This window comes from Thiothrix unzii, from assembly GCF_017901175.1.
Taxonomy (GTDB): Bacteria; Pseudomonadota; Gammaproteobacteria; order Thiotrichales; family Thiotrichaceae; genus Thiothrix; species Thiothrix unzii.
In genome coordinates this window covers 3,292,585-3,314,747 of record NZ_CP072793.1, presented here as the reverse complement: position 1 = coordinate 3,314,747, position 22,163 = coordinate 3,292,585, and the positions used below count along the sequence as shown (strand labels likewise).

The following is a 22,163-nucleotide window of genomic DNA, read 5'->3' as shown; positions in this document are numbered from 1 at the left end:
TTCAATCATTTGAAAAAAGGGCAAAATCATGGGTGGCGCAAACTTTTCCCATTCCCCCGATAACGTCCGGGTTGCCAGCGTACAATATTTACAGGGGCAAATCCGTGCGTTTGACGATTTTAGCAAACAACTGGAACACTGGATCAGCACCGCAGCCGAACAACAGGCGGATTTTGTAGTTCTGCCCGAACGCTTTACCCTGCAACTGCTAAGTTTATCGCCGCGCAAACCCAGCAGTGGCGAAGCACTCGCCATCCTCAATCATTATACGTTTAAGATTGAAAAAAGCCTGCGACGTTTCGCCAGTAAATACCGCATTAACGTGATTGGTGGCAGTCATTTAATCAGCCGTCCCAATGGTCAGGTGGAAAACGTTTGTTTAATCGCGTTACGTGATGGCAGTTTGCACCACCGTGCGAAAATCCATATTCCTGAAGCCGAAAGCCGCACATGGAGTACTTGTTCGGGCGATGCTGCCGACGCGCTGGAAACCGACTGCGGCACAATTGGCATTTTATTAGGGCAAGACGTGGAAAGCCCGGAACTAGCGCGGCGTTTGGTTAACCAAGGCGCGGGTTTATTATTCACCCCACACTGCTCTACATTGCGCGAACATTACCTGCGGCTACGCCATGCGGCACAGGCACGTGCCTTGGAAAATCCGGCATACGTGATTTTGAGCGGCAATGTGGGTTACTTGCAGGGCGTGAGTGGCATGGGCAGTCAATACGCCCAAAACGTGGTGTTAAGTGCCTGCGATTTCAGCCATTCCCACGACGGTGTTGTCAGCGAAGGGGCTGCTAATACCGAAATGCTGTTAGTCGCCGACTTACAACCGGAAATTTTATGCCAAATGCATACCCGCAGTGCCCGCCCCACTTGGTCGCGGGAGCTGACACCACCGGCGGATTTGTTTACTGCAAGACCACGTTATAAGCGGCTAAATCCGCAACACCTTGGCGTTGCACCGTCACCTGCGCCTGTTGCCCCGGCTTATAACGTGCCAATGCCAGCATCAAATCGCTCATACTCGTGACACTGAGCGCGTCAATCGCGGTAATGCGGTCATTGGTTTGCAACCCGGCGCGTTGTGCCGCGCTGTTTTCCAACATCGCGCCGATCGTCACCGCGTTGGGGGCGGTGTTTAACTTCACCCCCAAACGACCTGTCGCTGGTAACGCCAGCGGCTTAGTCAACAGGTAATAATCCACTGTTTCCGCCTGCACATCACTTTCGTCACTGCTGGCAACAGTAGTCACGCTTATATCAGGGCGTTGCTGAGTCACGTCTTGTGGAATTCCTGCACCGTGGCTGATATGCCCGGAGCCTGAAAACACCACCATGCGCCACTGCGGATTGGGTTGTAAAAAACGGATAACATTCTGCGCCATCGTTTCATCCCACACCCGTTGCACCAGCATGAAATTATCCAGTTGATGCTGTGCGCCAGCGTGTTGCGCAAATACTTTTTCCAGACGTGAACGGTAAGCTGGATCGGGCGGGCTGATACTGGCAGGCAATTGCGCACGTTGCGACGACGACAAGGCTTCCAAACCACCTTGAGCCACTTTGCGGGTTAATTCAGTGGGGGCGTTCAAAGCCATGACCGGCAAACCGTTGGCTTTGGCGTATTCCATAATCGGGCGCAACATGCGGTAGTCGTAACGCCAGCGATCAAAATATTCGGTACGGCGCAGCAATTCGGCTTCGTCGATTTTGCCCGCTAACCACGCATCCACCACCGGCTGAAACGGTTGCTGAAACCATTCCACCCCAATCGCCACTTGCGGATTACGCCGATGCAACGCCTGCAAAATCGCCAATTGGTTCAAATGATGGTCATAACGGTCGTGCGTTTCCCCAACAAAAACCACGCGGTGCGTATCTAATGCCTCAATCAACGCTGGGAATGCTAAACGTTTACCGTCGTGTAATGCTTGCGGCTGATAATTCCCCAGCCACGCGAGGACATCCTGCACATGGCGGTGTTCTAAAACGGCAGCATTAACGCTTGCCGCCCACCATACCAAAGCCACGCAACACGCGGCGAGCCACTTACGCTTTATTATCATGCGGGGAGTACCCTTAAATCGTGGGAACTGAGGAAGTGTGATTAAATCGACCGCAGTTTACCATATCCCACGTTAGCGGTTGGTGCATTTCCGATAAAGCCAAGGGTTAACACTGACTAACGCATCGCGCCTCACCAACGGTAAGTCATACCTGCGTAAGTTCCCCACACGGTGCTGCGTTCCACTAACGGACTGTCGGTAATCGCGCTGCCGTAATGGGTAGCATCTACTCCGCCGACCAAGGTAAGTTTCGGGGTTAAGGCTTTCCGTAAGGTCAAGCCGGTTTTCAATGCTACCGCTGAACCCGCCTGATACGCAGGGCGACCGGCTTTGACTTCAGCCGCATCCACACCCACGTAATAATCGGTCAATTTGCTGGATAACCATTGCGCTTCCACATACGGGCGCACGCTGGCTTGATGCGGCGCGGGGTTGTGGGTGTAACGTAATTTTGCTTGCGTACCTTTGTGGGCATTGGCTACGTCTTGCGCCACATCGACATTCGCGACACCGCTGGGTAATTTCCACGCGCCACCGACCCGCACATTGACGGCACGGTCTAATTTGCGCATATCACTAAGGGTTTGGCTATCGCCACGCTCGTGATCCCATTCATCCAAGCCTGCGCCCACGTAAAATTCGCGCTGTGGTGCTTTGCTGAATGACCAAGTGATCCCCGGAATGTCAAAACCGCTGTTATTCAACTTGACCGGACGTGCACTGATGACCGTATCGCCATCAACAAACGGAGATTGGTTGGCGGTGACGGCTAAACCTACGTCCCAAGTGCGGGGAGTGGCAGTTTCTGCGTGTGCATAGAGTGGGAATAAACAAGCAATCAGGGGCAGGACTTTGTAAGGCATGATTAGGCTTCCTAAAGGGTTTAGGCTGCCAGTTTAGTACAAGTGAGAAGTGTGGGGTTAAAAAAATCGGGGGCGGAAAATCCGCCCCCTGCTTTATCCACCAGCTTACGCAACTGGCGTTTATCTTCCTGCCGTTTAGCAGAATTACTTTTGACGTGCGCCCCACCCCGATGAATAAACAGGTGGTGTGCAACGGGATTGCGGCTACGCCGCTGCTTGTTTGCCATACGATTTCTCCTGTGTTGGCAGTTTGAACCATTGCGCTTTACCGTGCCGTTGCAGGTAATGCAGATACCGGACAGGTTTGAGGAAGTCCGGGGCTTCGCTGGTTTTGACGAAGCAAAACTTTTTGGGCAATTCGGTGTACAAATAACGCGGCGGCTTGCCGTATTCGTAATAACGCTCAATCCCCTTGAGGCGGTTTCCGGTATCGTAGCTGTGGTAAAACACTTCACGAATACCCAGTTCGCGCCGAATAAAGCACAGAGCTGCGGTGAGAATTGCTTCATCCCACACCCGCGTATAGGGGCGCAGCACTTCGCGGTATTCCTGCATATTGCTGTCGCCGTACAACCAATCGTGCGCATTGTTATTCGCACCTTTGATCCAATCGGACTGAATTTCCTCGATCAATGCCTGATTACTGGCGAAATCAAGATCAATTCGCGCCCAAGCCAGCGTTTCTAGGTTGCCATCTTTACGCACCGGATGCCCGTGGTAGGAAAACGGCGCAACATCGTCGGTTTTAACCAGTGTTTTGTAATGCTGATGGTGGTCGTTGGCAAAATTCAGTTGCAGCACTAGGTCGTAACCGGTGCGGCAAATCTGCTTCCAATGGCGGTCGTCCTTGTCATCTGTGCCCCACTCGTCCAGCGTGAGGATGAAATTCAGCGGCTTGTGATCGCGGTATTGCGCCAACACCGACTCCAAATGCCAAGGCTCCAACATGCCATTGCCTGCTAAAGCCAAGGCTTCTGCGACGATAGGTTTGGTTAACAATTTGGCGTAAGGGGAGCGGCGCAATGCACCAATCCCCATGCCATTGCCAATGTAATCCTTGAGCAATTGCAGCGCGTAGCTATCCGGTGCGTAGCGAAACACCGTGCGGTTGCCGCTTAAGCATTCGCGGATCAGTTCAACTTGTGTTTTCTCCATGTTTCACCTCGTTTAGCCTTTCACGCAAATGACTTGACGCAATGTATGTACGACCTCGACCAGATCGCTTTGGTTCTGCATCACCACGTCGATGTCCTTGTACGCGCCGGGAATTTCATCGACCACGCCTTTGTCCTTGCGGCATTCGATACCCTTGGTCTGCGCTTCCAGATCGAGTGTATTGAAACGCCGTTTGGCTTCGGTGCGGCTCATGCGTCGCCCCGCGCCGTGCGAGCAGGAGCAGAACGATTGTTCGTTGCCCAAGCCGCGCACAATGTACGATTTCGCGCCCATGCTGCCGGGAATAATGCCGAGCTGCCCCAACTGCGCACTGATTGCGCCCTTGCGGGTCAGGTAAACTTCCGCGCCGAAGTGCTCTTCCTTTTGCACGTAATTGTGGTGGCAGTTGATCGCCTCGCGAGTGGTAGTGAACGCGGGCAAGGCTTTGCTACGTTGCAACGCGTCCAATACCAAACGCATCATTTCGCGACGGTTGGTCATGGCGTAATCCTGCGCCCAACCGACGGCTTCCACGTAATCATCAAAATGTTGCGTGCCTTCGGTGAAGTAGGCGAGATCTTTGTCCGGCAATTGACCGAGTTCCCGCCCCACATCCTTTTTGGCCTTTTCGATGAAATAGCGCCCGATGGCATTGCCAACCCCGCGACTGCCGGAATGCAGCATCACCCACACGTCATCACTTTCGTCGATGCACAGCTCGATAAAATGGTTGCCGCCGCCGAGTGTGCCGAGTTGCTTGCCCCATTGGCGGTGAAAATTTTTCAACATTTTCACCAATCCGGGGTGCTTGTCGGTAATCACATCCAGATGCTTACCCATGTTATTGAGTGTAGAACCGTTGATGCTGGGGCGTTCGTGTTCATCGAAACCCGTAGGCACGCGCTGTTCAATCGCCGTGCGAATGCTGTACAAGTTGTCAGGCAAGTCGTGGGCTTTGAGCGATAAACGTACCGCGTTCATTCCACAACCAATATCCACGCCGACGGCAGCGGGAATAATCGCGCCACGGGTGGGAATCACTGAACCCACGGTCGCACCAATGCCGTGATGCACGTCGGGCATCGCCGCAATGTGGCTGTGGATGAAGGGCAGTTGCGACAGATTTCCCAATTGTGTCAGCGAACCGCTATCCACATCGTCAGTAAAAATCTTGACCGGAACCTTGCCCTTATTGAGCATAAAACTGATAGGCATAAAAAAACCCCGTTGGTTTTTAGGCCATCCGGGGTTTTCGACATGCTGCACACGAAGCACCGCATTCTTACGCCGGATGACTGACATCAGTCCCCCGGCACAAGCGCGGGAGACACTAGTTAAGTAAACTGCTCCGTATTTGTTCATTCAGCATGTTGTGTCTCCGTAGTTGAGGTTGATAATGAGGGAAAAGTGTAGCGTAAAAACAACAGATGTCAAGCACCAGTCGGATGCAAAAACCGGGTTTAGCTAAACGGATTCAGGAGTTTCGCCCCGGTTCCTGCAAAATCATCCACATTGCGTGTTACCACTGTTAAATCATAGAGTAACGCGCTGGCAGCGATCAGTTTATCCAGCTCATGTTCGTGGTGTGGGACACGCAATCGTCCCCACAATTGAGCAGTATCAGCATCAACCCCGATAATATGATCTTGATACTCGCTCAGAATTTGTTCCAACCAGTGTTCCAATTGAAGGGCTTGTGTAGCGTCATTACGACGACGGATCAGCTCAATTCCCCGCCGCAATTCACCGATAGTGACCGCTGAAAGCCATAACCTGTCACCGTTGTTGATGACTCGTTGAAAAAAGGCTTGCACACCCGAATTAGCGCGTTGACCTTTACGGATTTCGCTGATGACATTGGTATCAAGCAAATACATCAGCAACCTGCTGCTTACCTTGGATGCGTTCAAAATCCGCATCTGTGCCAACGTTAGGCATTGCCGCTAAAATTTCGGCAAGACTGCGTTTTTTCAGCACCAACAACACCTCTCGCAAAATGGCGCGGTGTTCCATTTCAGCACTTCTGCCGTTACGGGCAGCACGTTGCTTGAGTGCCTCGATAATTTCAGGCTCAAGTTTACGGACGATCAAATTCGACATAATTTTGAGTTCCACACAGCAAGAATGCTATCAATGCTATCAAACATGCCAATTTGAGTGAAGTGTTTTGTGTTTTAGGTTGAACAAGCGTTAATATTCAGGTCTAAAATGATACTGAAAACCAACCATGAGACTGCGGGGATTATGATGACAATATTTCCACCCCTGTTTCGCGCCCTCCTTGTCCTGTTGCTGCTGTCTGCCAGTGCAACTTTGACAGGTTGTGGTGACGATGCCACCAGCACCACCACTGCGCAAACTACCACCGCTAAACCCGATGCCGCCGCGCAAGAGCGTACCCGCGTACTGACCGAGTTGTTCAGCCAACGCCCGCCCAGCGTGCAACGACGTAACAAACCGTTGACGATTGGTTTTCGCCAAGCGGTGATTAGCGATGATAAAATCGGCAGTGATGCCACCGCTTACCTCAAGTTTTCCCCCAGTGTGGCGGGCAAGGCGCAATTCGACACCGCCAGCAGTATCGTGTTTGTCCCTGACGCTGCGTTGGCTTCAGGGCAAAATTACACCGTCAGCGTCAAGCCAGCGGGCTTGTTGAATATACCGGCGGACACTCAACCCGTTGAATTTGCGTTTAAAACCGCACCAATGGAATTGGATATTCAAATTCAGGGGCTAGACCCGGTAGCCGATCAGCCAAACCAGATGCAATTGGAAGGCAAGGTTTTCACCGCTGATTACGTGGAAGCCGCCGCAGTAGAAAAAATCCTGCAAGCCAGTACGCAACAAAAACCGTTGAGCATCGGCTGGGAACACAACGACAACGGTACAGAACACCGCTTTGTGGTAGTGAATGTTCCCCGTGAAACCTTTGGCACGGATTTACACCTGAGCTGGGATGGCAAAAGCCTGAACGCACAAAACACGGATAGCAACGGTTCACGCGATTTCAAAATACCCAGTCAGCAAACCTTTAGCATTACCCGCATTGATACCCTGCACGCCAATGCGGAAGGCAAACCGCACGTCAGCATCAGCTTTTCCGACGCACTCGACCCCCAGCAAGACCTGAAAGGCTTGGTGCAACTGGGCAGCGGCGAAGTGACTACGCAAATTGTCGGCAGTCGCCTGTTGGTTTACCCCGCTGGCGAACTCGAAGCGGGCGAACATAAATTAATCCTGCAAGCTGGTATCAAAGCCGCCACCACTACCTTGGGCACACTCGCCGAACGCACTGAGCAAGCCATTACCCTCGAGCCGCCCAAACCCGCCGTGCGTTTTGTTGGTAAAGGCAGCATCTTACCGGAAGGCCAAAACATGACCATTCCGCTGGAAGCGCGTGGCGTGAATGCGGTGCAATTAACCGCGATGGAAGTATTCCCCGAAAACGTTGAGCAATTCCTGCAAGTCAACGGCTTGGATGGTGAGCGCGAATTGGAGCGCGTCGGACGTTACGTGTGGCGTAAAACCATCCCGCTGACTGCCGCTAATCCTAACCAGTGGAACCGTTACAGCATTGATGCCAGCGAATTGTTTAAAACCAAACCGGGTACGCTGTATCGCTTAGAACTGTCGGTTGACCGCCGCCATTCGCTGTTCCCTTGCCCTGCGGGAACGCCCGCGCCGCAAGTCAGCGATAAACCGTTGGCAAGTGCTGAAGATGACAACGGCACTGAAACCAGCGGCTGGGACGGCATTGAGGAATACACTCTCACCAGCGAAGATTACGACTGGGACAAGCGCGAAGATGCTTGCACCGACAGCTATTTTCACCACAGTGACGATGTGAAAGCAGGGCATAATTTTGTTGCCAGCAATCTGGGTTTGATCGCCAAACAAGACGGCAAAGGGCAGTTGCACATTATCGCTACCGACTTGCGCACAGCTCAAGCGGCTGCGGGTGTGAGCCTGAGTTTACGCAATTTCCAAGGGCAAACGCTCACCACTGCCACTACCAATGGCGATGGTTTTGCTGAAATCACTGACCCCAACACGCCGTTTTTACTGGTAGCGGAAAAAGCAGACGACCGCGCTTACCTCAAACTCAATGGCGAGAATGCACTCGAAACCAGCCAGTTCGATGTCGGCGGCGAAACCGTGCAAAAAGGCTTGAAAGGCGTGCTGTATGGCGAACGCGGCGTATGGCGTCCCGGCGATGACATTCACCTCACGTTCGTATTGCAAGACCGCGCCAAAACCTTGCCCGCGAATCATCCGGTTACGGTGCAACTGTTTGATCCGACCGGCAAACTCAAGCAAACCGTCACCAACAAACAGCCCACAGGCGCGTTTTACCCCTTCACCCTGAAAACGGCGGAAAGCGACCCGACGGGTGACTGGTTGGTGAAAGCGGTACTCGGCAGCAGCACCTTCGACAAAACCCTGAAAATCGAAACCGTGCGTCCCAACCGCTTGAAAGTGGAGCTGAATTACGGTGTCACCGCATTGCATGGCTACCGTGATTTACCTGAAGCTACCTTGTTTGGGCAATGGTTACACGGCGGCACGGCGAGCAAGCTGAAAGCTGATGTCAGCGTTAAGTTGCGCGAAAAAACCACCGAATTTACCCGCTTTGCCGATTATGCCTTCGATGATCCGACCCGCAAGCTGGACAGCGAAGAACAGCAATTGCTGGAAGGCTATCTGGACGAGCAAGGCTATTTGCGCTTCAGCAAAGGTTTCCAGCCGGAAAAGCCTGCACCGGGCATGTTAAGCGCGTGGTTTACCAGTCGTGTGCATGAAGAGGGCGGCGGTTTCAGCATCAGCAAACAGGAAATCGACTACCACCCGTTTGAGCATTATGTCGGTATCAAGTTGCCCAAGGGCGATGCCGAACGCGACATGTTGCTGACCGACACTGAACACACCGTTTCCATCGGCAGCCTCAATGCGGATGGGCAGGAGGTGTCCTTGCCGCAAGTCGAAGTCACCCTCTACAAAATCGAGTGGAAATGGTGGTGGGACAAAACCCCGGATTCACTCGCTGAATACGCCGATTCCAGCCACAGCAGCAAATTGCAGCAATCCATCGTCAGCACCACCAACGGCAAGGGCGAGTGGAAATTCCAGATCAAATACCCGGAATGGGGGCGTTACTTAATCCGCGCTTGTGATTTGCAGGGCAAGCATTGCACCGGTAAAACGCTGTACGTGGATTGGCCTGGCTGGGCAGGGCGTGCGCAGGAAGATGGCAGCGGTGCTGCCGCGATGTTGCGTTTCAGCAGTGACAAAACCAGCTATCAGGTCGGCGAAACCGCGCAAATCCAATTGCCGGATGCGCAAGCCGGACGTGCCTTGTTCACGGTCGAAACCAGCAGCCAGATTCTGGAACAACGCTGGATCGACTTTAACGGGCAACGTACCCAAATCCCGCTGCCGATTACCGCGAATATGGCACCGAACGCCTACGTCAGCGTGACCTTGTTGCAAGCGCACCAGAACAAGCAGAATGACCGTCCGATCCGTTTGTACGGCATCATTCCGCTCACAGTGGAAGACCCGGCAACCAAGTTGCAACCTGTCGTGAAAGCGGCGGAAGAATGGCAACCGGAAAGCACCCCAACGTTTAGCATTAGCGAACAATCCGGTCGCGCCATGGATTACACCCTTGCCGTGGTGGATGAAGGCTTGCTGGGATTGACCCGCTTTGAAGCCCCCGATTTGCACAAAGCCTTCTACCGCAAAGAAGCGCTTGGCATCAAAACGTGGGACTTGTTCGACAGCGTAATCGGCGCATACAGCGGCAATCTGGAACGCATTCTCGCCATCGGTGGTGGCGACGAAGCACAAATTGACGATGCTGCCAACAAGCCGAAACGCTTCCCACCTGTCGTCAAATTCTTAGGCGCGTTCCATCTGGATGCCGGGCAAACCAAGGAACACAGTGTTGAGCTGCCGTCTTACCTTGGTGCGGTACGCATTATGGCGGTTGCCTCCGATGGTCTGGCTTACGGCAAGGCTGAACAGCCTGTGTTCGTGCGCCAACCGCTGATGTTGCTGTCATCCTTGCCGCGTACCCTGAAAGTGGGCGAACGCATCGAAGTGCCGTTGACCCTGTTCGTATCCGATCCCAGCGTGAAATCGGTGGAGGTGAAACTGGAAGCGGATGGCGCATTTGCCAGCGTTGGTCCCACACTCACCGTGCCGTTCACCCAAGCGGGTGAAAAGGTCGTGACACTGTTCCTCAAAGCAGGCGACAAGCCAATGCAGGGCAAGCTGAAATTTACCGCCACCAGCGGCAAACTCAGCAGCAGCCACGAGGTAAACCTGCAAGTGCAAGCACCAAACTTACCGAGCCTGCGCACGGTCAACACCACGCTCGAACCGAAAGCGGACTGGAAAGAAACCATCACGCCGCACGGCATGGTGGGTACAAACCAGAGCACACTGGAACTTTCCAGCCTGCCCAACCTGAATCTGGCACAACATCTGGATTATCTGGTCAACTACCCGCACGGCTGTTTGGAGCAAACCACTTCGGCGGTGTTCCCGCAGTTGTACTTACCCAAACTGCTCAAGCTTGACCTTGAACGCCAGAAACAGGTGGAACACCACATCAAACGCGCCATCACCAAACTGGGCGATTTCCAAAGCAGCAATGGCAATTTGATGTACTGGCCGGGTTCGACCGAAGCCAACGATTGGGCCAGCATTTACGCGGGACATTTCCTGATCGAAGCGCAAAAGCAAGGCTACAGCGTACCACTCGGCTTGCTGACCGCATGGCAAGCGTATCAGGCAAAACAGGCGCAAGACTGGACGGCAGGCAGCGGCGAAGACACCAGTTCCACCCAAGCCTACCGCTTGTACGTGCTGGCAGTCGCAGGCAAACCGCAGTTGGGTGCGATGAACCGTTTGCGCGAATCCGGCAAAGCCAATCCGCAAGCCCGCTGGTTACTCGCCGCCGGGTATTTGCTGGCAGGTCAAGCCGAAGCCGCGCAACAAACCACGCAAGGTTTGGTGGCAACTGAGTTGAATACCGCGCTGTCCGAGCAAACCTTCAGCCAAAAACTGGGGCAACTCGGTTTGCAACTGGAAACCTTGCTGGCACTGAAAAAGGTGCAGGATGCGGAACTGGTGGTGCAGCAAATCGCTGCTGAACTGGGTACAGGCACTGCCCACAATACCCACGATCTGAGTTGGGCATTGCTGTCGGTGGCGCATTACCTCAGCAGCAGTCAGCAACCGCTGGCGGTGCAATACACGCTCGACCAAGGCACGGCGACACCGCTGAACAGCGCCCAACCATTGCTCAGCCAATTGCTGAATGCGCAAGATGCAGCATTCCAGCTTGCCTTGCACAATGACGGCGACCGCAAGCTCTACGCCAGCGTAACCCAACGTGGCACTGCTCCGGCAGGTAACGAACAGGCGGAAGCGCAAGGCATCGACTTGCAAGCAACCTTGCTCGACAAGCAAGGCAGCACGGTGTGGGATACCACGGCGGCAACTGGCACATCCACCTTGCCATTGCAGCAAGGACAGGATTACACACTGAATGTCACCGTCACCAACCCCAGTACGTCGGCAATCAAGCACGTCGCCCTGTCCACCTTGCTGCCTTCCGGTATGGAAATCGGCACGGCGAGTGCGGACAAGCCTGCTGGCATTACCTATCAGGATGTGCGCGATGATCGTGTGTTGAGCTATTTCGATCTGGCAGCGGGTGAAACCAAAACGGTCAGCGTCAAACTCAATGCAGCGTTCCTGGGCGAGTTCTACTTCCCGGCGATTAGCGGTGAAGCGATGTACCAGCCTGCGGTGCGGGCGCGGACGGCGGGTTTGGCGGTGAAGATTATGAAGGTTGCGCCGGGGGCGATGCCCTGAGTGACGTAGCCGTCATCCCCCCCATCCCCAACCCTTCCCCCGCAAGGGGTGAAGGGAGCGAAGATGAAAGAGGGGGGGGACTCTTGTTCCTTCCCCCCTTGCGGGGGAAGGTTAGGATGGGGGGGATTCTTCTTCTCTTCATCACCTTCGCCCTCTGGTGGTACTTCTACAGCCTTCCCCCCACGCTCTTCGCCACCACCCACTCGCACTTGCTGTTAGACCGCGACGGCAAGCTGCTCAGTGCGCACATTGCTGCCGATGGGCAATGGCGTTTCCCCGAACTCGAAAGCGTGCCGGAAAAATTCGCCACCGCACTGATCCAGTTTGAAGACAAGCGTTTCCGGCAACACAGCGGCGTGGACTTCCTCGCCCTTGCTCGCGCCACTTACGACAACCTGCGTGAACAGCGCGTGGTCAGCGGTGCAAGCACTTTGAGTATGCAAGTCATCCGCCTCTCACGCGGCAATCCACCGCGTACCTTGCCTGAAAAAGCGGTGGAACTGCTGCGGGCATGGCGTTTGGAAAGCCGTTACAGCAAGGATGACATTCTCAAACGCTACGCCAGTCACGCCCCGTTTGGCGGTAATGTGGTTGGTTTGGAAGCGGCGGCATGGCGTTACTTTGCACGTAGCCCCGAACAATTGTCGTGGGCAGAAAGCGCGATGCTGGCGGTATTACCCAACAACCCCGCCCTGATTCACCCCGGACGCAACCGCGAACGTTTGCTGGCAAAACGTAACCGTTTACTGGGTTTGCTGTTAGCCCAAAATGTATTGTCGAAGCTGGAATACGATCTCGCTATTGCTGAACCTTTGCCCGAAGCACCGCATCTATTGCCCCGCCTTGCACCACATTTGCTGGATACGTTGGCGGCGCAACACCCCGACGGACAACGTTTTCGCACCACGCTGGATGCGGGTTTGCAGCAGCAACTCAATACGCTGGCGCAACGCAGCGGCGAACAATTGGCACTGGAAGGCGTGCAAAATCTGGCGATTCTGGTGCTGGATAATCGTACCTTTGCGGTGAAAGCGTATGTCGGTAATCGCCCAATGGACACACGGCGTGAGCAAGGCCACGCGATTGACATGATCCAGCGTCCGCGCAGTAGCGGCAGTACCCTCAAACCCTTGCTGTTTGCCGACATGATTGAGCAAGGGCTGATTGTGCCGGATTCGCTGGTGGCGGATGTGCCGGTGAATTACAGCGGTTTTACTCCTCAGAATTACAACCGTCATTACCACGGCGCGGTGAGTGCGCGGGAAGCCTTGGCACGGTCGCTGAATATTCCAATGGTGAACATGCTCAGCGTGCGCGGGGTCGAGCCGTTTTTGATGCAATTGCGCCAACTGGGGTTTAGCCATGTGCAGCGTTCGGCGCGGGATTACGGCTTGAGCCTGATTTTGGGCGGGGCGGAAACCTCTCTGTGGGATTTGAGCGTGGCTTACGCCAACCTTGCCAACCGTGCGGCGCAAGATCAGCAACACCAGCAAACCTTCTGGCAACAGGGACGGATGTTGCAAATCCAGCCTGCCAATAGTCCCCGCATTGCCACGCTTTCCACAGCTACCGCATGGCTGACGCTGGATTCATTGCTGGAAGTTGCCCGCCCCGGCGATGACGGTTACTGGGAAAAATTCAGCAGCAGCCGCAAAGTGGCGTGGAAAACTGGCACGAGTTACGGGCAACGCGATGCGTGGGCGATAGGCACTACCCCGGATTACACTGTGGGCGTGTGGGTCGGTAATGCCGATGGGGTCGGGCGGGCGGGATTGACTGGGACGCAAAGTGCCGCGCCGATTTTGTTCAATACCTTCAGTTTGTTGCCAGCGAATAGGGGCTGGTTTCAACGCCCAGATTGGCAAATGAGCGAGATGGAAGTGTGCCGCGATGACGGTTACTTGAGTAATGGCGCGTGTGATACCAAGACGGTATCCGTGCCGTTGAGCAGCCACTTTGCGCGGATTACGCCTTACCACCAACGCATTCATCTGGACGCTACCGGGCAATGGCGCGTTACCAGCGAGTGCGAAGCGGTAGCGAACATGCAAACCCGTAACTGGTTTGTGCTGCCACCGGATCAGGCAGATTATTACCAGCAATTTCATGCCGATTACCAGCCGTTACCACCGTGGCGGGCGGATTGTCAGGGCAGTGATAGCGGGCAAGGGGAAGCCCTGAGCGTGGTGTATCCGCAAGACAATACGCAGATTTATTTGCCGCGAGAACTCGATGGCAAGCTGGGGGAAACGGTGTTTCGTGCTGTACCAACGCACCCCGAAACCTTGCTGTACTGGCATTTAGATAACCAGTTCTTGGGCACGACGCAGACGTTTCATCAGCAAGCGGTGCAACCCGCAGCGGGCAAGCACCGTTTGGTGGTCGTGGATGAAGCGGGGAATCGGGTGCAAACGGACTTTGAGGTGTTAATCACCGCTCATTAACATTCGCCGCGCTAAGACTCACAAAATGCTGCACCCACGCCAGTGCCGCCGCTAGATTCTCCGCTGCCTGCGCCGTTAACGCATCCCCCAATTCAAACGCATAGCCGCGTATGTGTAACAAATATGCAGACGGCGTATCCACCCCGTACACTTGCCGGAAAGCATGAAGCACCGCAGCAGGCGACAGCGCATGACTGGTGTAACTGCTATCCTGTCGCGCGGTGAGTTGTTCCACCACATACGGCGCAGCACAGCTCACGTCCGCATCCATGAACAGCACGTATTCGCGCCCTACTAAGTCGGTAATGTGCTCAACTTGGAGCTGCATATCGGTTTGGCATTCGACACCGGGCAAGCCTTGAGCGGCGATTGCTTCCAGCAACAATACGCCGAGGGCATCATCACCACACCCCGGATTGCCGTAGCCAAACAGTAGAATCGGGGACAGCGCACTCACAGCGCACACTCGACCACACCATCCATGTTTTTGCTGACGCGATTGAGAACTTCCCCGGTCGCACTGACCAGCTCCACCTGTAACGGCATCTTGCCCAGCGCATGGGTAGCACACGACAGGCAAGGGTCATACGCCCGCACCGCCACTTCCAGATGGTTGAGCAAGCCTTCGGTGATTTCCTGCCCATCAAGATAGTGGTTGGCAACCGAACGTACCGACTCATTCATGGCGTGGTTATTGCTGGTAGTGGAAACAATCAGGTTGGCTTTTTCAATCAAGCCTTGCTCATTGACCTGATAGTGATGGAACAACGTGCCACGAGGGGCTTCGATGACACCGATCCCTTGCGCCCGTTTTTCGCCCGTTACCACCAAATCCGTCCCGGTAATGTCGGGGTCGTTGAGCAGTTCCTGAATCGCTTCGGCGCAATGCAGCATTTCGATCATCCGCGCCCAGTGGAACGCCAACGTGTCATGCACATACGCGCCATCCGCAAAGGCACGGAAGCGTACCCGCGCCGCTTCCGCCAGCGGGGTGGGAATGCTGTCGCACAGATTGACCCGCGCCAGTGGCCCGACCCGATACCAGCCATTGTCCTTGCCAATCGCAGTGAGGTAAGGGAATTTCATGTACGACCAGTTGCGCACTTCTTCGCGGATGGCGGAACCGTAATCGCGGTAATCGAACTGGTCGAAAATATCGCTGCCATCGGCACGTCGGGCGCGTAAACCGCCGTGGTACAACTCCAGTTCGCCCTGCGCCCCGACCATGCCCAGATAGTTGGTCGACAGGGTAGCAAAAGCATGGTTTTCCGGGTGTTGTAGGTGGATGGTTTCATTGAGTGTGACCGCATCCTGCGACCAGCGGATAATATCGGCAATGTCCACCAGCAGGGCTTTGCGTTCATCATCGCTCAAGGCTTTGTTCATGCCACCGGGAATCGCTGCCGCGCCGTGGATACGCTTACCTGCAATCGCGGCGATGACTTGCTGCCCGTATTTGCGCAGTTTCACCCCTTTCAGGCCAATGTCGGGGTAATCTTCCAGCACACCGACGATATTGCGGTGCGCCAGATTCGAGCCGAAACCGAACAGGAAATCGGGTGAGGACAGGTGGAAAAAATGCAGCGCGTGCGATTGCAACACCTGCCCGAAATGGATCAGGCGGCGCAGCTTGGTGGCGGTTGGGGTCAGTTCATCCACCCCGACAATCTGGTCTACCGCTTTCGCCGCCGCTAGATGATGCGACACCGGGCAGATACCGCACAGCCGTTGCACAAAATACGGCACTTCGGTGTAAGGGCGACCCTGGATGAATTTCTCAAAGCCGCGAAATTCGACAATGTGTAAACGCGCTTCCTGCACATGATTGTCGGCATCCAGCAGCAGGGTGATCTTGCCGTGCCCTTCCACCCGCGATACCGGGTCAATGGCGATGCGGCGCGTGTTGCTTGCAGTGTGTTCCATGTCCAGACCCTCAATCGTAATGCAGCATGGCTTTCGGCAGGGAAGGTTCTTTACCCGCCAATAAGTCGCTCAGGATGGTGAAAAACGCATCGCCCGGTGGCGGGCAACCCGGCAGGTAGTAATCCACCCGCACCACTTCATGCAGGGGGTGAACCTTGGACAGCAGCAGCGGCAATTCGGGGTCAGACGGAATCATCGGATTATCCACCCCCACGCCGTTTAAATAGGCTTCTTCCAGACATTCTTGCACCGTGTAATGGTTGCGCATCGCCGGAACGCCGCCGTTGATGGCGCACGCACCGACCGCAATCAGGATTTTGCACTGCTGGCGGAATTCGCGCAGCACATGCACGTTTTCGGCATTACACAAGCCGCCTTCCACCAGACCAATGTCGCAGGGCTGGCAATGCTTGATGTCGGTGAGGGGGGAGCGGTCAAACTCGACGTATTCCAGCAAGCCGACCAGCCGCTCATCCATGTCCAGAAACGACATGTGGCAACCGAAACAGCCTGCCAGTGAGGTAGTGGCAATACGGATCTTACTCATCGTGATGCTCCGTTTTTTGTAGGCCAACGTGGGCAACATCGGACTCGGCAACCGAATGCAGGTCGAAGGTGCGCCGCCCGAACGGGACTTCACAGCCATGATTTTTCGGCAGGATTGCCCCGACCGGGCAGATATGCGCGGCGGCATCGTCCAGCGTCAGATCGCTGTCGCCCAGTTTGCCGCTGGAGGTGTTGACGATAATGTGCGCACTTGCACCACGTCCGCTGATGGCGAACACGTTTTTGCTGTCCTGTTCGCGGCTGGCACGCACGCACAATTCGCACAGCACGCAACGGTCACGATCCAGCACCAGGTCGGGGTGGGAAGCATCCACCTCACGGCGCGGGTAAAACGGCGGGAAATGCCCGTCCAACATGCCGAAATGGTAGCCGAGGGCTTGCAGGGTGCAGTCGCCGGTTTTGCTACAGGTTGGGCATAAATGGTTGCCTTCCACGAACAGCATTTGCAGCAGCGTCTTGCGCACTTCCTGCAAGGCGGGGGTGTTGTTGTCGACTTTCATGCCAGCCGCAGCGGGCAAGGTACAGGCGGAAACACTGCGCCCGTCCACTTCCACGGTACACAGCTTGCAACTGCCGTGCGGGGTCAGCCCCGGTTTGTGGCACAGGTGCGGGATGTAGATGCCTGCTTCCAATGAAGCATCCATGATGGTTTGTCCGGGCGCGAAAGGGATTTCTTGCCCATCAATAAATAAGGTATTACTCATGACAAATGTGCCTCCGCATCATCGCGGTGGGTCAACTCGCGGGTAGTGGCAAGGGCGGCATCCAGATTAAAGAACGGCTCGTAATCCTGATGCAGCAAGCGGTCGGCGTAGACTTGCGGGAATTTTGCCAGCAAATCCAGCAGCGGATTGGCGGCGGTTTGCCCCAGCCCGCAATGCGAACGGCGTTTCACCACCATTGCCAACCGTGCCATTTCGGCTTGGTCGTAAGGTGTGCCATGCCCTGAAGCAATCTTGTCGATATACTTACGCAATAACGGCGTACCTACGCGGCAAGGCGTGCAAAAACCGCAGCTTTCGTGGGCAAAGAAATGGGTGAAATTGCGCACCACCGCCAGCAAATCGCGCTGTGCGCCGTAAATCATGATTGAGCCGCCGGTGGCGAGGTCTTCAAACGCCAGCTTACGCCCAAATTCCGCCCGCCCGATCAATGCACCGGAAGGCCCGCCAACTTGTACGGCTTGCGCGTCTTGCCCTCCACAGGCTTCCAGCAAATCTTGCACGCTAATGCCAAAGGAGTATTCGTAAATACCGGGTGCAGTGCAGTCGCCACTGACGCTGAACACCTTGCTGCCTGCGGATTGCGCTGTGCCATGCGCCTTGAACCATTCCCCGCCATGTACAGCAATGTGTGTCGCGGCAACCAGTGTTTCCACGTTATCCACTACCGTCGGCTGCCCCAAATAGCCGTGCATCACCGGAAACGGCGGGCGTACCCGTGGCACACCGCGCTTTTGTTCCAACGATTCGAGCAACGCCGATTCTTCGCCGCAAATGTACGCGCCCGCACCCATTACAATGCTAATGTCGAAATGGAAATCCTGCTGATCGAGGATGTTTGCGCCCAGCAAGTTAGCCTCACGCAGGCTTGTCAGCGTCGCTTCGAGTTGCGGCAAGAGGTAACGGTATTCGCCGCGCAAATACAAATAGCCGTGTTGCGCCCCGATGGCATAAGCACACAACGCCATGCCTTCAAACATTTGTACCGCATAACTGTTTAGTAGAACCCGATCTTTGAACGTACCGGGTTCGCCCTCATCCGCATTGCATACCAGGTAGCGGGGTGTAGCGGGTACTGCGCGGCACAATTGCCATTTCAAACTGGTGTTGAAGCCTGCCCCACCACGTCCACGCAAACCGGATTGCGTCATTTCAGCCAGCAAGTTTTCCACACCGCCTTGTAGTGCAGCGCGTAAACCAGCACCCATTGGCACGTTATTGCTGAGCAATAAACCCGCCTGACGGATATTGTCTTGCACGACAAACCATTCCGCAGGCCAATCATCCAGCGGTGTACCTGCATTGATCAGCGACACCAACGACGGCAAGTGTCGTGCCGTCAGTTGGGTCAGAACGCGCCCGTTCACTAAGGCTGCCGTACCTTGATCGCACATCCCCATACAGGAAGTTTCGTCAATGCTAACTGCACCATCCGCACGGGTAACGCCGGGGGTAACGCCCAGCAAATCGCATAACGTGTGCATCAGCGACAAATCGCCGCAACTGGTGCAATTGCTGAAGAGCAAATCAATGCGCCCGCGCGGGCTACGGTGGAAAAAGCTGTAGAAATCAATGACAGCTTCGACTTGGCTGATGGGCAGCCCAAGTTCCGCCGCGAGTGGGGCGATTTCCCGTGGAGGAATGTGCAAGAATTGGCGTTGCAAGTCGTGCAAGCGATGTAATAAGTGGTCGTGAGGTTGCTGACCTACGCCAGAAGATAATGATTTTGGCATGGCAGATGACTCGTTTTATTGCGTGTCTAGATGGATATTGTAACGCCACCCTGCAACCAATGTATGACTTAACTCAAGCAATCTGGGCAAAACAAAAAGGGAGCCGAAGCTCCCTTTTTTTACGCGCTTGCCGTAGAGACGCAAAATCTTGCGTCTCTACATTGGCTGGTTTACGACACTTTCGGGTCGAGCTTGCCAGCTTTGTATTCATTAAACATGACTTCCAGTGAAACTGGTTTGATTTTGCTGGCTTGACCGGCACAACCAAACGCTTCAAAGCGGTCTTTACAGATGCCTGACATCGCTTTGGTTGCTTCTTTCAGGAATTTGCGTGGGTCAAAGTTAGCCTTGTTGTCAAACAGGTGCTTACGGATTGCACCAGTCGATGCCATACGCAGGTCAGTGTCGATGTTAACTTTACGCACGCCGTGCTTGATGCCTTCAACGATTTCAGAAACCGGCACGCCGTAGGTTTGGCCCATGTCGCCGCCGTAGTTGTTAATGATTTCGAGCCAATCTTCTGGAACAGAAGAAGAGCCGTGCATAACCAAGTGAACGGTCGGGATGCGAGCGTGGATTTCTTTCACACGGTCGATACGCAAGACGTTGCCGGTAGGCTTCTTGGTGAACTTGTATGCACCATGAGACGTACCGATGGCAATCGCCAGCGCGTCAACGCCAGTCTTGCGCACGAAGTCAGCCGCTTCTTCTGGGTCAGTCAGCAATTGGGAATGATCCAATACACCTTCTGCGCCGTGACCGTCTTCTTCGCCCATCATGCCGGTTTCGAGTGAACCCAAGCAACCCAGTTCGCCTTCAACAGAAACGCCGCAAGCATGAGCCAGCTCAACCACTTTACGGGTAGTTTCAACGTTGTATTCGTAGCTGGATGGAGTTTTCGCATCCGCCATCAACGAGCCATCCATCATCACAGATGAGAAGCCAGACTGGATGGAACGGAAGCAAACTGCCGGTTCAGAACCGTGGTCTTGGTGCATAACCACTGGGATGTGCGGGTACATTTCAACCGCAGCCAGTACCAAGTGACGCAGGAACGGTTCGCCTGCGTAAGAACGCGCACCAGCAGAACCTTGCAGGATAACAGGGGAGTTGCACGCATCAGCCGCTTGCATGATGGCGTGAATTTGCTCCATGTTGTTGACGTTGAACGCTGGCATCCCGTAGCTGTTTTCAGCCGCGTGATCCAGTAATTGACGCAAAGAAATCAAAGCCATGTTGTTCTCCTCGAAATGTTGTTTAAACTGTTAACGTGTGTGCTTTAGCCGTTTTCGTGTTCACCGACCCGCAGGATTTTCATCTGATTGGTGCCGCCCTTCGTGCCCATCAGATCGCCTTTGGTAATGATCACTAAGTCACCGTTTTCGACGATGCCTTCTTCAATCATCAACTCGACCGCTTGACGGTTGGCTATTTTCGGGTCTTTCATCGGTTCATGCAATTTCACCGGATAAACCCCGCGATACATGCTTACCCGCCGCGCCGCTTCATCATTGGAGGTCAGCGCGTAAATCGGAATACCGGAACGAATCCGCGACATCCACAACGGGGTTGCACCGGATTCGGTCAGTGCTGCAATCGCACGTACACCCATGTGGTTAGCGGTGTACATAGTCGCCATCGCGATACCCTCGTCGATGCGATCAAAACGGTTTTCCATGCGATGCCCGGAACGGCGGGTTTCGTTGGAATTTTCCGCTTCCTTACAAATCGCTGCCATCGTTTTAACCACGAGCGCAGGATGTTTGCCGGTAGCGGTTTCGCCGGATAGCATCACTGCATCCGTGCCATCCATGACCGCGTTTGCCACGTCGAAGACTTCCGCCCGCGTCGGGATCGGGTTGTCGGTCATGGTTTCCATCATTTGCGTAGCAGTAATCACTGCACGATTCAGGCTACGTGCACGGCTGATCAGGCATTTTTGCGCCTGTGGCAACTTCGCATCGCCGATTTCCACGCCCAAGTCGCCGCGAGCAATCATAATCACGTCGGATGCGAGAATGATTTCATCACGAATGGTGGGTTCCATCGTTTCCGCACGTTCCATTTTGGCAACGATCGCGGCTTTGCAACCGGCTTCCAGTGCCAAACGCCGGGCTTCGTGAATGTCGTCAGCCGAACGCGGGAATGACACTGCCAAGAAATCCACCCCAATGCTGGCAGCAGCCGCAATGTCTTCCTTGTCTTTATCGGTCAAGGCTTCGGCACTCAAGCCACCGCCGCGCCGATTCAAGCCTTTGTTATTGGAGAGAATACCGCCGTTGATGGCACGAGTATGGATTTCCTGTCCCCGCACTTCGACGATTTCCAACACAATGCGCCCGTCATCCAACCAGAGTTCGTCTCCGGCACTCACGTCATTGACCAACTCTTTGTAACCGAGGCCAACGCGCTCTTGGGTTCCGGCATCGCTGGCAAGATCCGCATCCAAAATGAAGGCATCACCCGATTTCAGGGTAATTTTGCCGTCTTTGAAACGTGAAATACGTAATTTAGGCCCTTGCAGATCGCCGAGAATACCGACGATACGCCCTGCTTTATGCGCTAACTCACGCACCAAAGCCGCACGTGCCGCGTGTTCTGCGTGCGTGCCGTGCGAAAAATTCATTCGCACCACGTTCACGCCAGCCCGGATAATGGCTTCAATCGCCTCCGGCGTATCGGTAGCAGGCCCCATAGTCGCTACAATTTTTGTCCTTCTCAATGGATTACCTATTAACTGTGTGCTGTAAAGTGCTTAGTTTATGCTTGTTTTATGTCATTTGTGTGGGATTGTAGGGGG

The 22,163-nt window shown here is 54.6% G+C and carries 16 protein-coding genes and 1 pseudogene; 3 read left to right on the top strand and 14 right to left on the bottom strand.

Going from position 1 to position 22,163, the window contains the following annotated elements; all coding sequences use genetic code 11:
- Positions 1 to 28: 28 nt before the first annotated feature.
- Positions 29 to 823 (top strand): annotated as a pseudogene (locus J9260_RS18715) (nitrilase-related carbon-nitrogen hydrolase); the annotation flags it as partial.
- Between the two features lie 91 nt (positions 824 to 914).
- Here J9260_RS18715 and J9260_RS16540 read toward each other — a convergent pair.
- The 7 genes from J9260_RS16540 to J9260_RS16510 form a co-directional block, all read right to left on the bottom strand.
- On the bottom strand, positions 915 to 2,072 hold the full coding sequence (locus tag J9260_RS16540; RefSeq protein WP_210218812.1) for a ChaN family lipoprotein: 1,158 nt from the start codon (positions 2,070 to 2,072) through the stop codon (positions 915 to 917).
- A gap of 131 nt (positions 2,073 to 2,203) precedes the next feature.
- Complete coding sequence (locus J9260_RS16535; protein WP_210218811.1) at positions 2,204 to 2,935, bottom strand: MipA/OmpV family protein; 732 nt, start codon at positions 2,933 to 2,935, stop codon at positions 2,204 to 2,206.
- A gap of 20 nt (positions 2,936 to 2,955) precedes the next feature.
- Positions 2,956 to 3,162 carry a hypothetical protein gene (locus tag J9260_RS16530; protein ID WP_210218810.1) on the bottom strand — a complete coding sequence of 69 codons (207 nt, stop codon included), beginning with the start codon at positions 3,160 to 3,162 and terminating at the stop codon, positions 2,956 to 2,958.
- Positions 3,140 to 4,090, bottom strand: a complete 951-nt coding sequence (locus J9260_RS16525; protein WP_210218809.1) for a hypothetical protein — start codon at positions 4,088 to 4,090, stop codon at positions 3,140 to 3,142. The genes J9260_RS16530 and J9260_RS16525 overlap by 23 nt, the downstream gene beginning before the upstream one ends.
- 12 nt (positions 4,091 to 4,102) lie before the next feature.
- Positions 4,103 to 5,305 carry an RtcB family protein gene (locus J9260_RS16520; protein WP_210218808.1) on the bottom strand — a complete coding sequence of 401 codons (1,203 nt, stop codon included), beginning with the start codon at positions 5,303 to 5,305 and terminating at the stop codon, positions 4,103 to 4,105.
- 245 nt (positions 5,306 to 5,550) lie between these two features.
- Entirely contained in the window at positions 5,551 to 5,967 is a 417-nt protein-coding gene (locus J9260_RS16515; protein ID WP_210218807.1) for a type II toxin-antitoxin system VapC family toxin, read from the bottom strand.
- Positions 5,954 to 6,190, bottom strand: a complete 237-nt coding sequence (locus J9260_RS16510) for a FitA-like ribbon-helix-helix domain-containing protein (RefSeq protein ID WP_210218806.1) — start codon at positions 6,188 to 6,190, stop codon at positions 5,954 to 5,956. The genes J9260_RS16515 and J9260_RS16510 overlap by 14 nt, the downstream gene beginning before the upstream one ends.
- A gap of 147 nt (positions 6,191 to 6,337) precedes the next feature.
- Between J9260_RS16510 and J9260_RS16505 the strand changes: the two genes are divergently transcribed.
- A complete protein-coding gene (locus tag J9260_RS16505) occupies positions 6,338 to 11,974 on the top strand; it encodes an alpha-2-macroglobulin family protein (RefSeq protein ID WP_210218805.1) in 5,637 nt (1,878 codons plus the stop codon).
- Between the two features lie 116 nt (positions 11,975 to 12,090).
- Positions 12,091 to 14,418, top strand: coding sequence for a penicillin-binding protein 1C (gene pbpC, locus J9260_RS16500; RefSeq protein ID WP_210218804.1), 2,328 nt, complete (start codon positions 12,091 to 12,093; stop codon positions 14,416 to 14,418).
- Here the strand turns inward: pbpC and J9260_RS16495 are convergent.
- The 7 genes from J9260_RS16495 to pyk form a co-directional block, all read right to left on the bottom strand.
- Positions 14,405 to 14,875 (bottom strand): hydrogenase maturation protease, encoded by a 471-nt coding sequence (locus J9260_RS16495; RefSeq protein WP_246499495.1) that lies wholly within the window; start codon positions 14,873 to 14,875, stop codon positions 14,405 to 14,407. The genes pbpC and J9260_RS16495 overlap by 14 nt on opposite strands.
- Positions 14,872 to 16,341, bottom strand: coding sequence for a Ni/Fe hydrogenase subunit alpha (locus J9260_RS16490; RefSeq protein ID WP_210218802.1), 1,470 nt, complete (start codon positions 16,339 to 16,341; stop codon positions 14,872 to 14,874). Before J9260_RS16490 ends, J9260_RS16495 begins: the two co-directional genes overlap by 4 nt.
- 10 nt (positions 16,342 to 16,351) lie before the next feature.
- Positions 16,352 to 16,888: an NADH-quinone oxidoreductase subunit B family protein gene (locus tag J9260_RS16485; protein ID WP_210218801.1), complete on the bottom strand. Its 537-nt coding sequence runs from the start codon at positions 16,886 to 16,888 to the stop codon at positions 16,352 to 16,354.
- On the bottom strand, positions 16,881 to 17,612 hold the full coding sequence (locus J9260_RS16480; protein ID WP_210218800.1) for a 2Fe-2S iron-sulfur cluster-binding protein: 732 nt from the start codon (positions 17,610 to 17,612) through the stop codon (positions 16,881 to 16,883). The genes J9260_RS16485 and J9260_RS16480 overlap by 8 nt, the downstream gene beginning before the upstream one ends.
- On the bottom strand, positions 17,609 to 19,363 hold the full coding sequence (locus J9260_RS16475; protein WP_210218799.1) for an NADH-ubiquinone oxidoreductase-F iron-sulfur binding region domain-containing protein: 1,755 nt from the start codon (positions 19,361 to 19,363) through the stop codon (positions 17,609 to 17,611). Before J9260_RS16475 ends, J9260_RS16480 begins: the two co-directional genes overlap by 4 nt.
- A gap of 170 nt (positions 19,364 to 19,533) precedes the next feature.
- Positions 19,534 to 20,598, bottom strand: a complete 1,065-nt coding sequence (gene fba / locus J9260_RS16470) for a class II fructose-bisphosphate aldolase (RefSeq protein ID WP_210218798.1) — start codon at positions 20,596 to 20,598, stop codon at positions 19,534 to 19,536.
- A gap of 44 nt (positions 20,599 to 20,642) precedes the next feature.
- A complete protein-coding gene (pyk, locus tag J9260_RS16465) occupies positions 20,643 to 22,085 on the bottom strand; it encodes a pyruvate kinase (RefSeq protein ID WP_210218797.1) in 1,443 nt (480 codons plus the stop codon).
- Positions 22,086 to 22,163 lie beyond the last annotated feature (78 nt).

Excerpts from the sequence above, each read along its gene's own strand:
- J9260_RS16475 (WP_210218799.1), bottom strand. The coding sequence starts at position 19,363 with ATGCCAAAATCATTATCTTCTGGCGTAGGTCAGCAACCTCACGACCAC.
- fba (WP_210218798.1), bottom strand. The coding sequence starts at position 20,598 with ATGGCTTTGATTTCTTTGCGTCAATTACTGGATCACGCGGCTGAAAAC.
- pbpC (WP_210218804.1), top strand. The coding sequence starts at position 12,091 with ATGGGGGGGATTCTTCTTCTCTTCATCACCTTCGCCCTCTGGTGGTAC.
- J9260_RS16480 (WP_210218800.1), bottom strand. The coding sequence starts at position 17,612 with ATGAGTAATACCTTATTTATTGATGGGCAAGAAATCCCTTTCGCGCCC.
- J9260_RS16525 (WP_210218809.1), bottom strand. The coding sequence starts at position 4,090 with ATGGAGAAAACACAAGTTGAACTGATCCGCGAATGCTTAAGCGGCAAC.
- J9260_RS16505 (WP_210218805.1), top strand. The coding sequence starts at position 6,338 with ATGACAATATTTCCACCCCTGTTTCGCGCCCTCCTTGTCCTGTTGCTG.
- J9260_RS16535 (WP_210218811.1), bottom strand. The coding sequence starts at position 2,935 with ATGCCTTACAAAGTCCTGCCCCTGATTGCTTGTTTATTCCCACTCTAT.
- J9260_RS16485 (WP_210218801.1), bottom strand. The coding sequence starts at position 16,888 with ATGAGTAAGATCCGTATTGCCACTACCTCACTGGCAGGCTGTTTCGGT.
- J9260_RS16490 (WP_210218802.1), bottom strand. The coding sequence starts at position 16,341 with ATGGAACACACTGCAAGCAACACGCGCCGCATCGCCATTGACCCGGTA.
- J9260_RS16530 (WP_210218810.1), bottom strand. The coding sequence starts at position 3,162 with ATGGCAAACAAGCAGCGGCGTAGCCGCAATCCCGTTGCACACCACCTG.
- J9260_RS16510 (WP_210218806.1), bottom strand. The coding sequence starts at position 6,190 with ATGTCGAATTTGATCGTCCGTAAACTTGAGCCTGAAATTATCGAGGCA.
- J9260_RS16540 (WP_210218812.1), bottom strand. The coding sequence starts at position 2,072 with ATGATAATAAAGCGTAAGTGGCTCGCCGCGTGTTGCGTGGCTTTGGTA.
- J9260_RS16515 (WP_210218807.1), bottom strand. The coding sequence starts at position 5,967 with ATGTATTTGCTTGATACCAATGTCATCAGCGAAATCCGTAAAGGTCAA.
- J9260_RS16520 (WP_210218808.1), bottom strand. The coding sequence starts at position 5,305 with ATGCCTATCAGTTTTATGCTCAATAAGGGCAAGGTTCCGGTCAAGATT.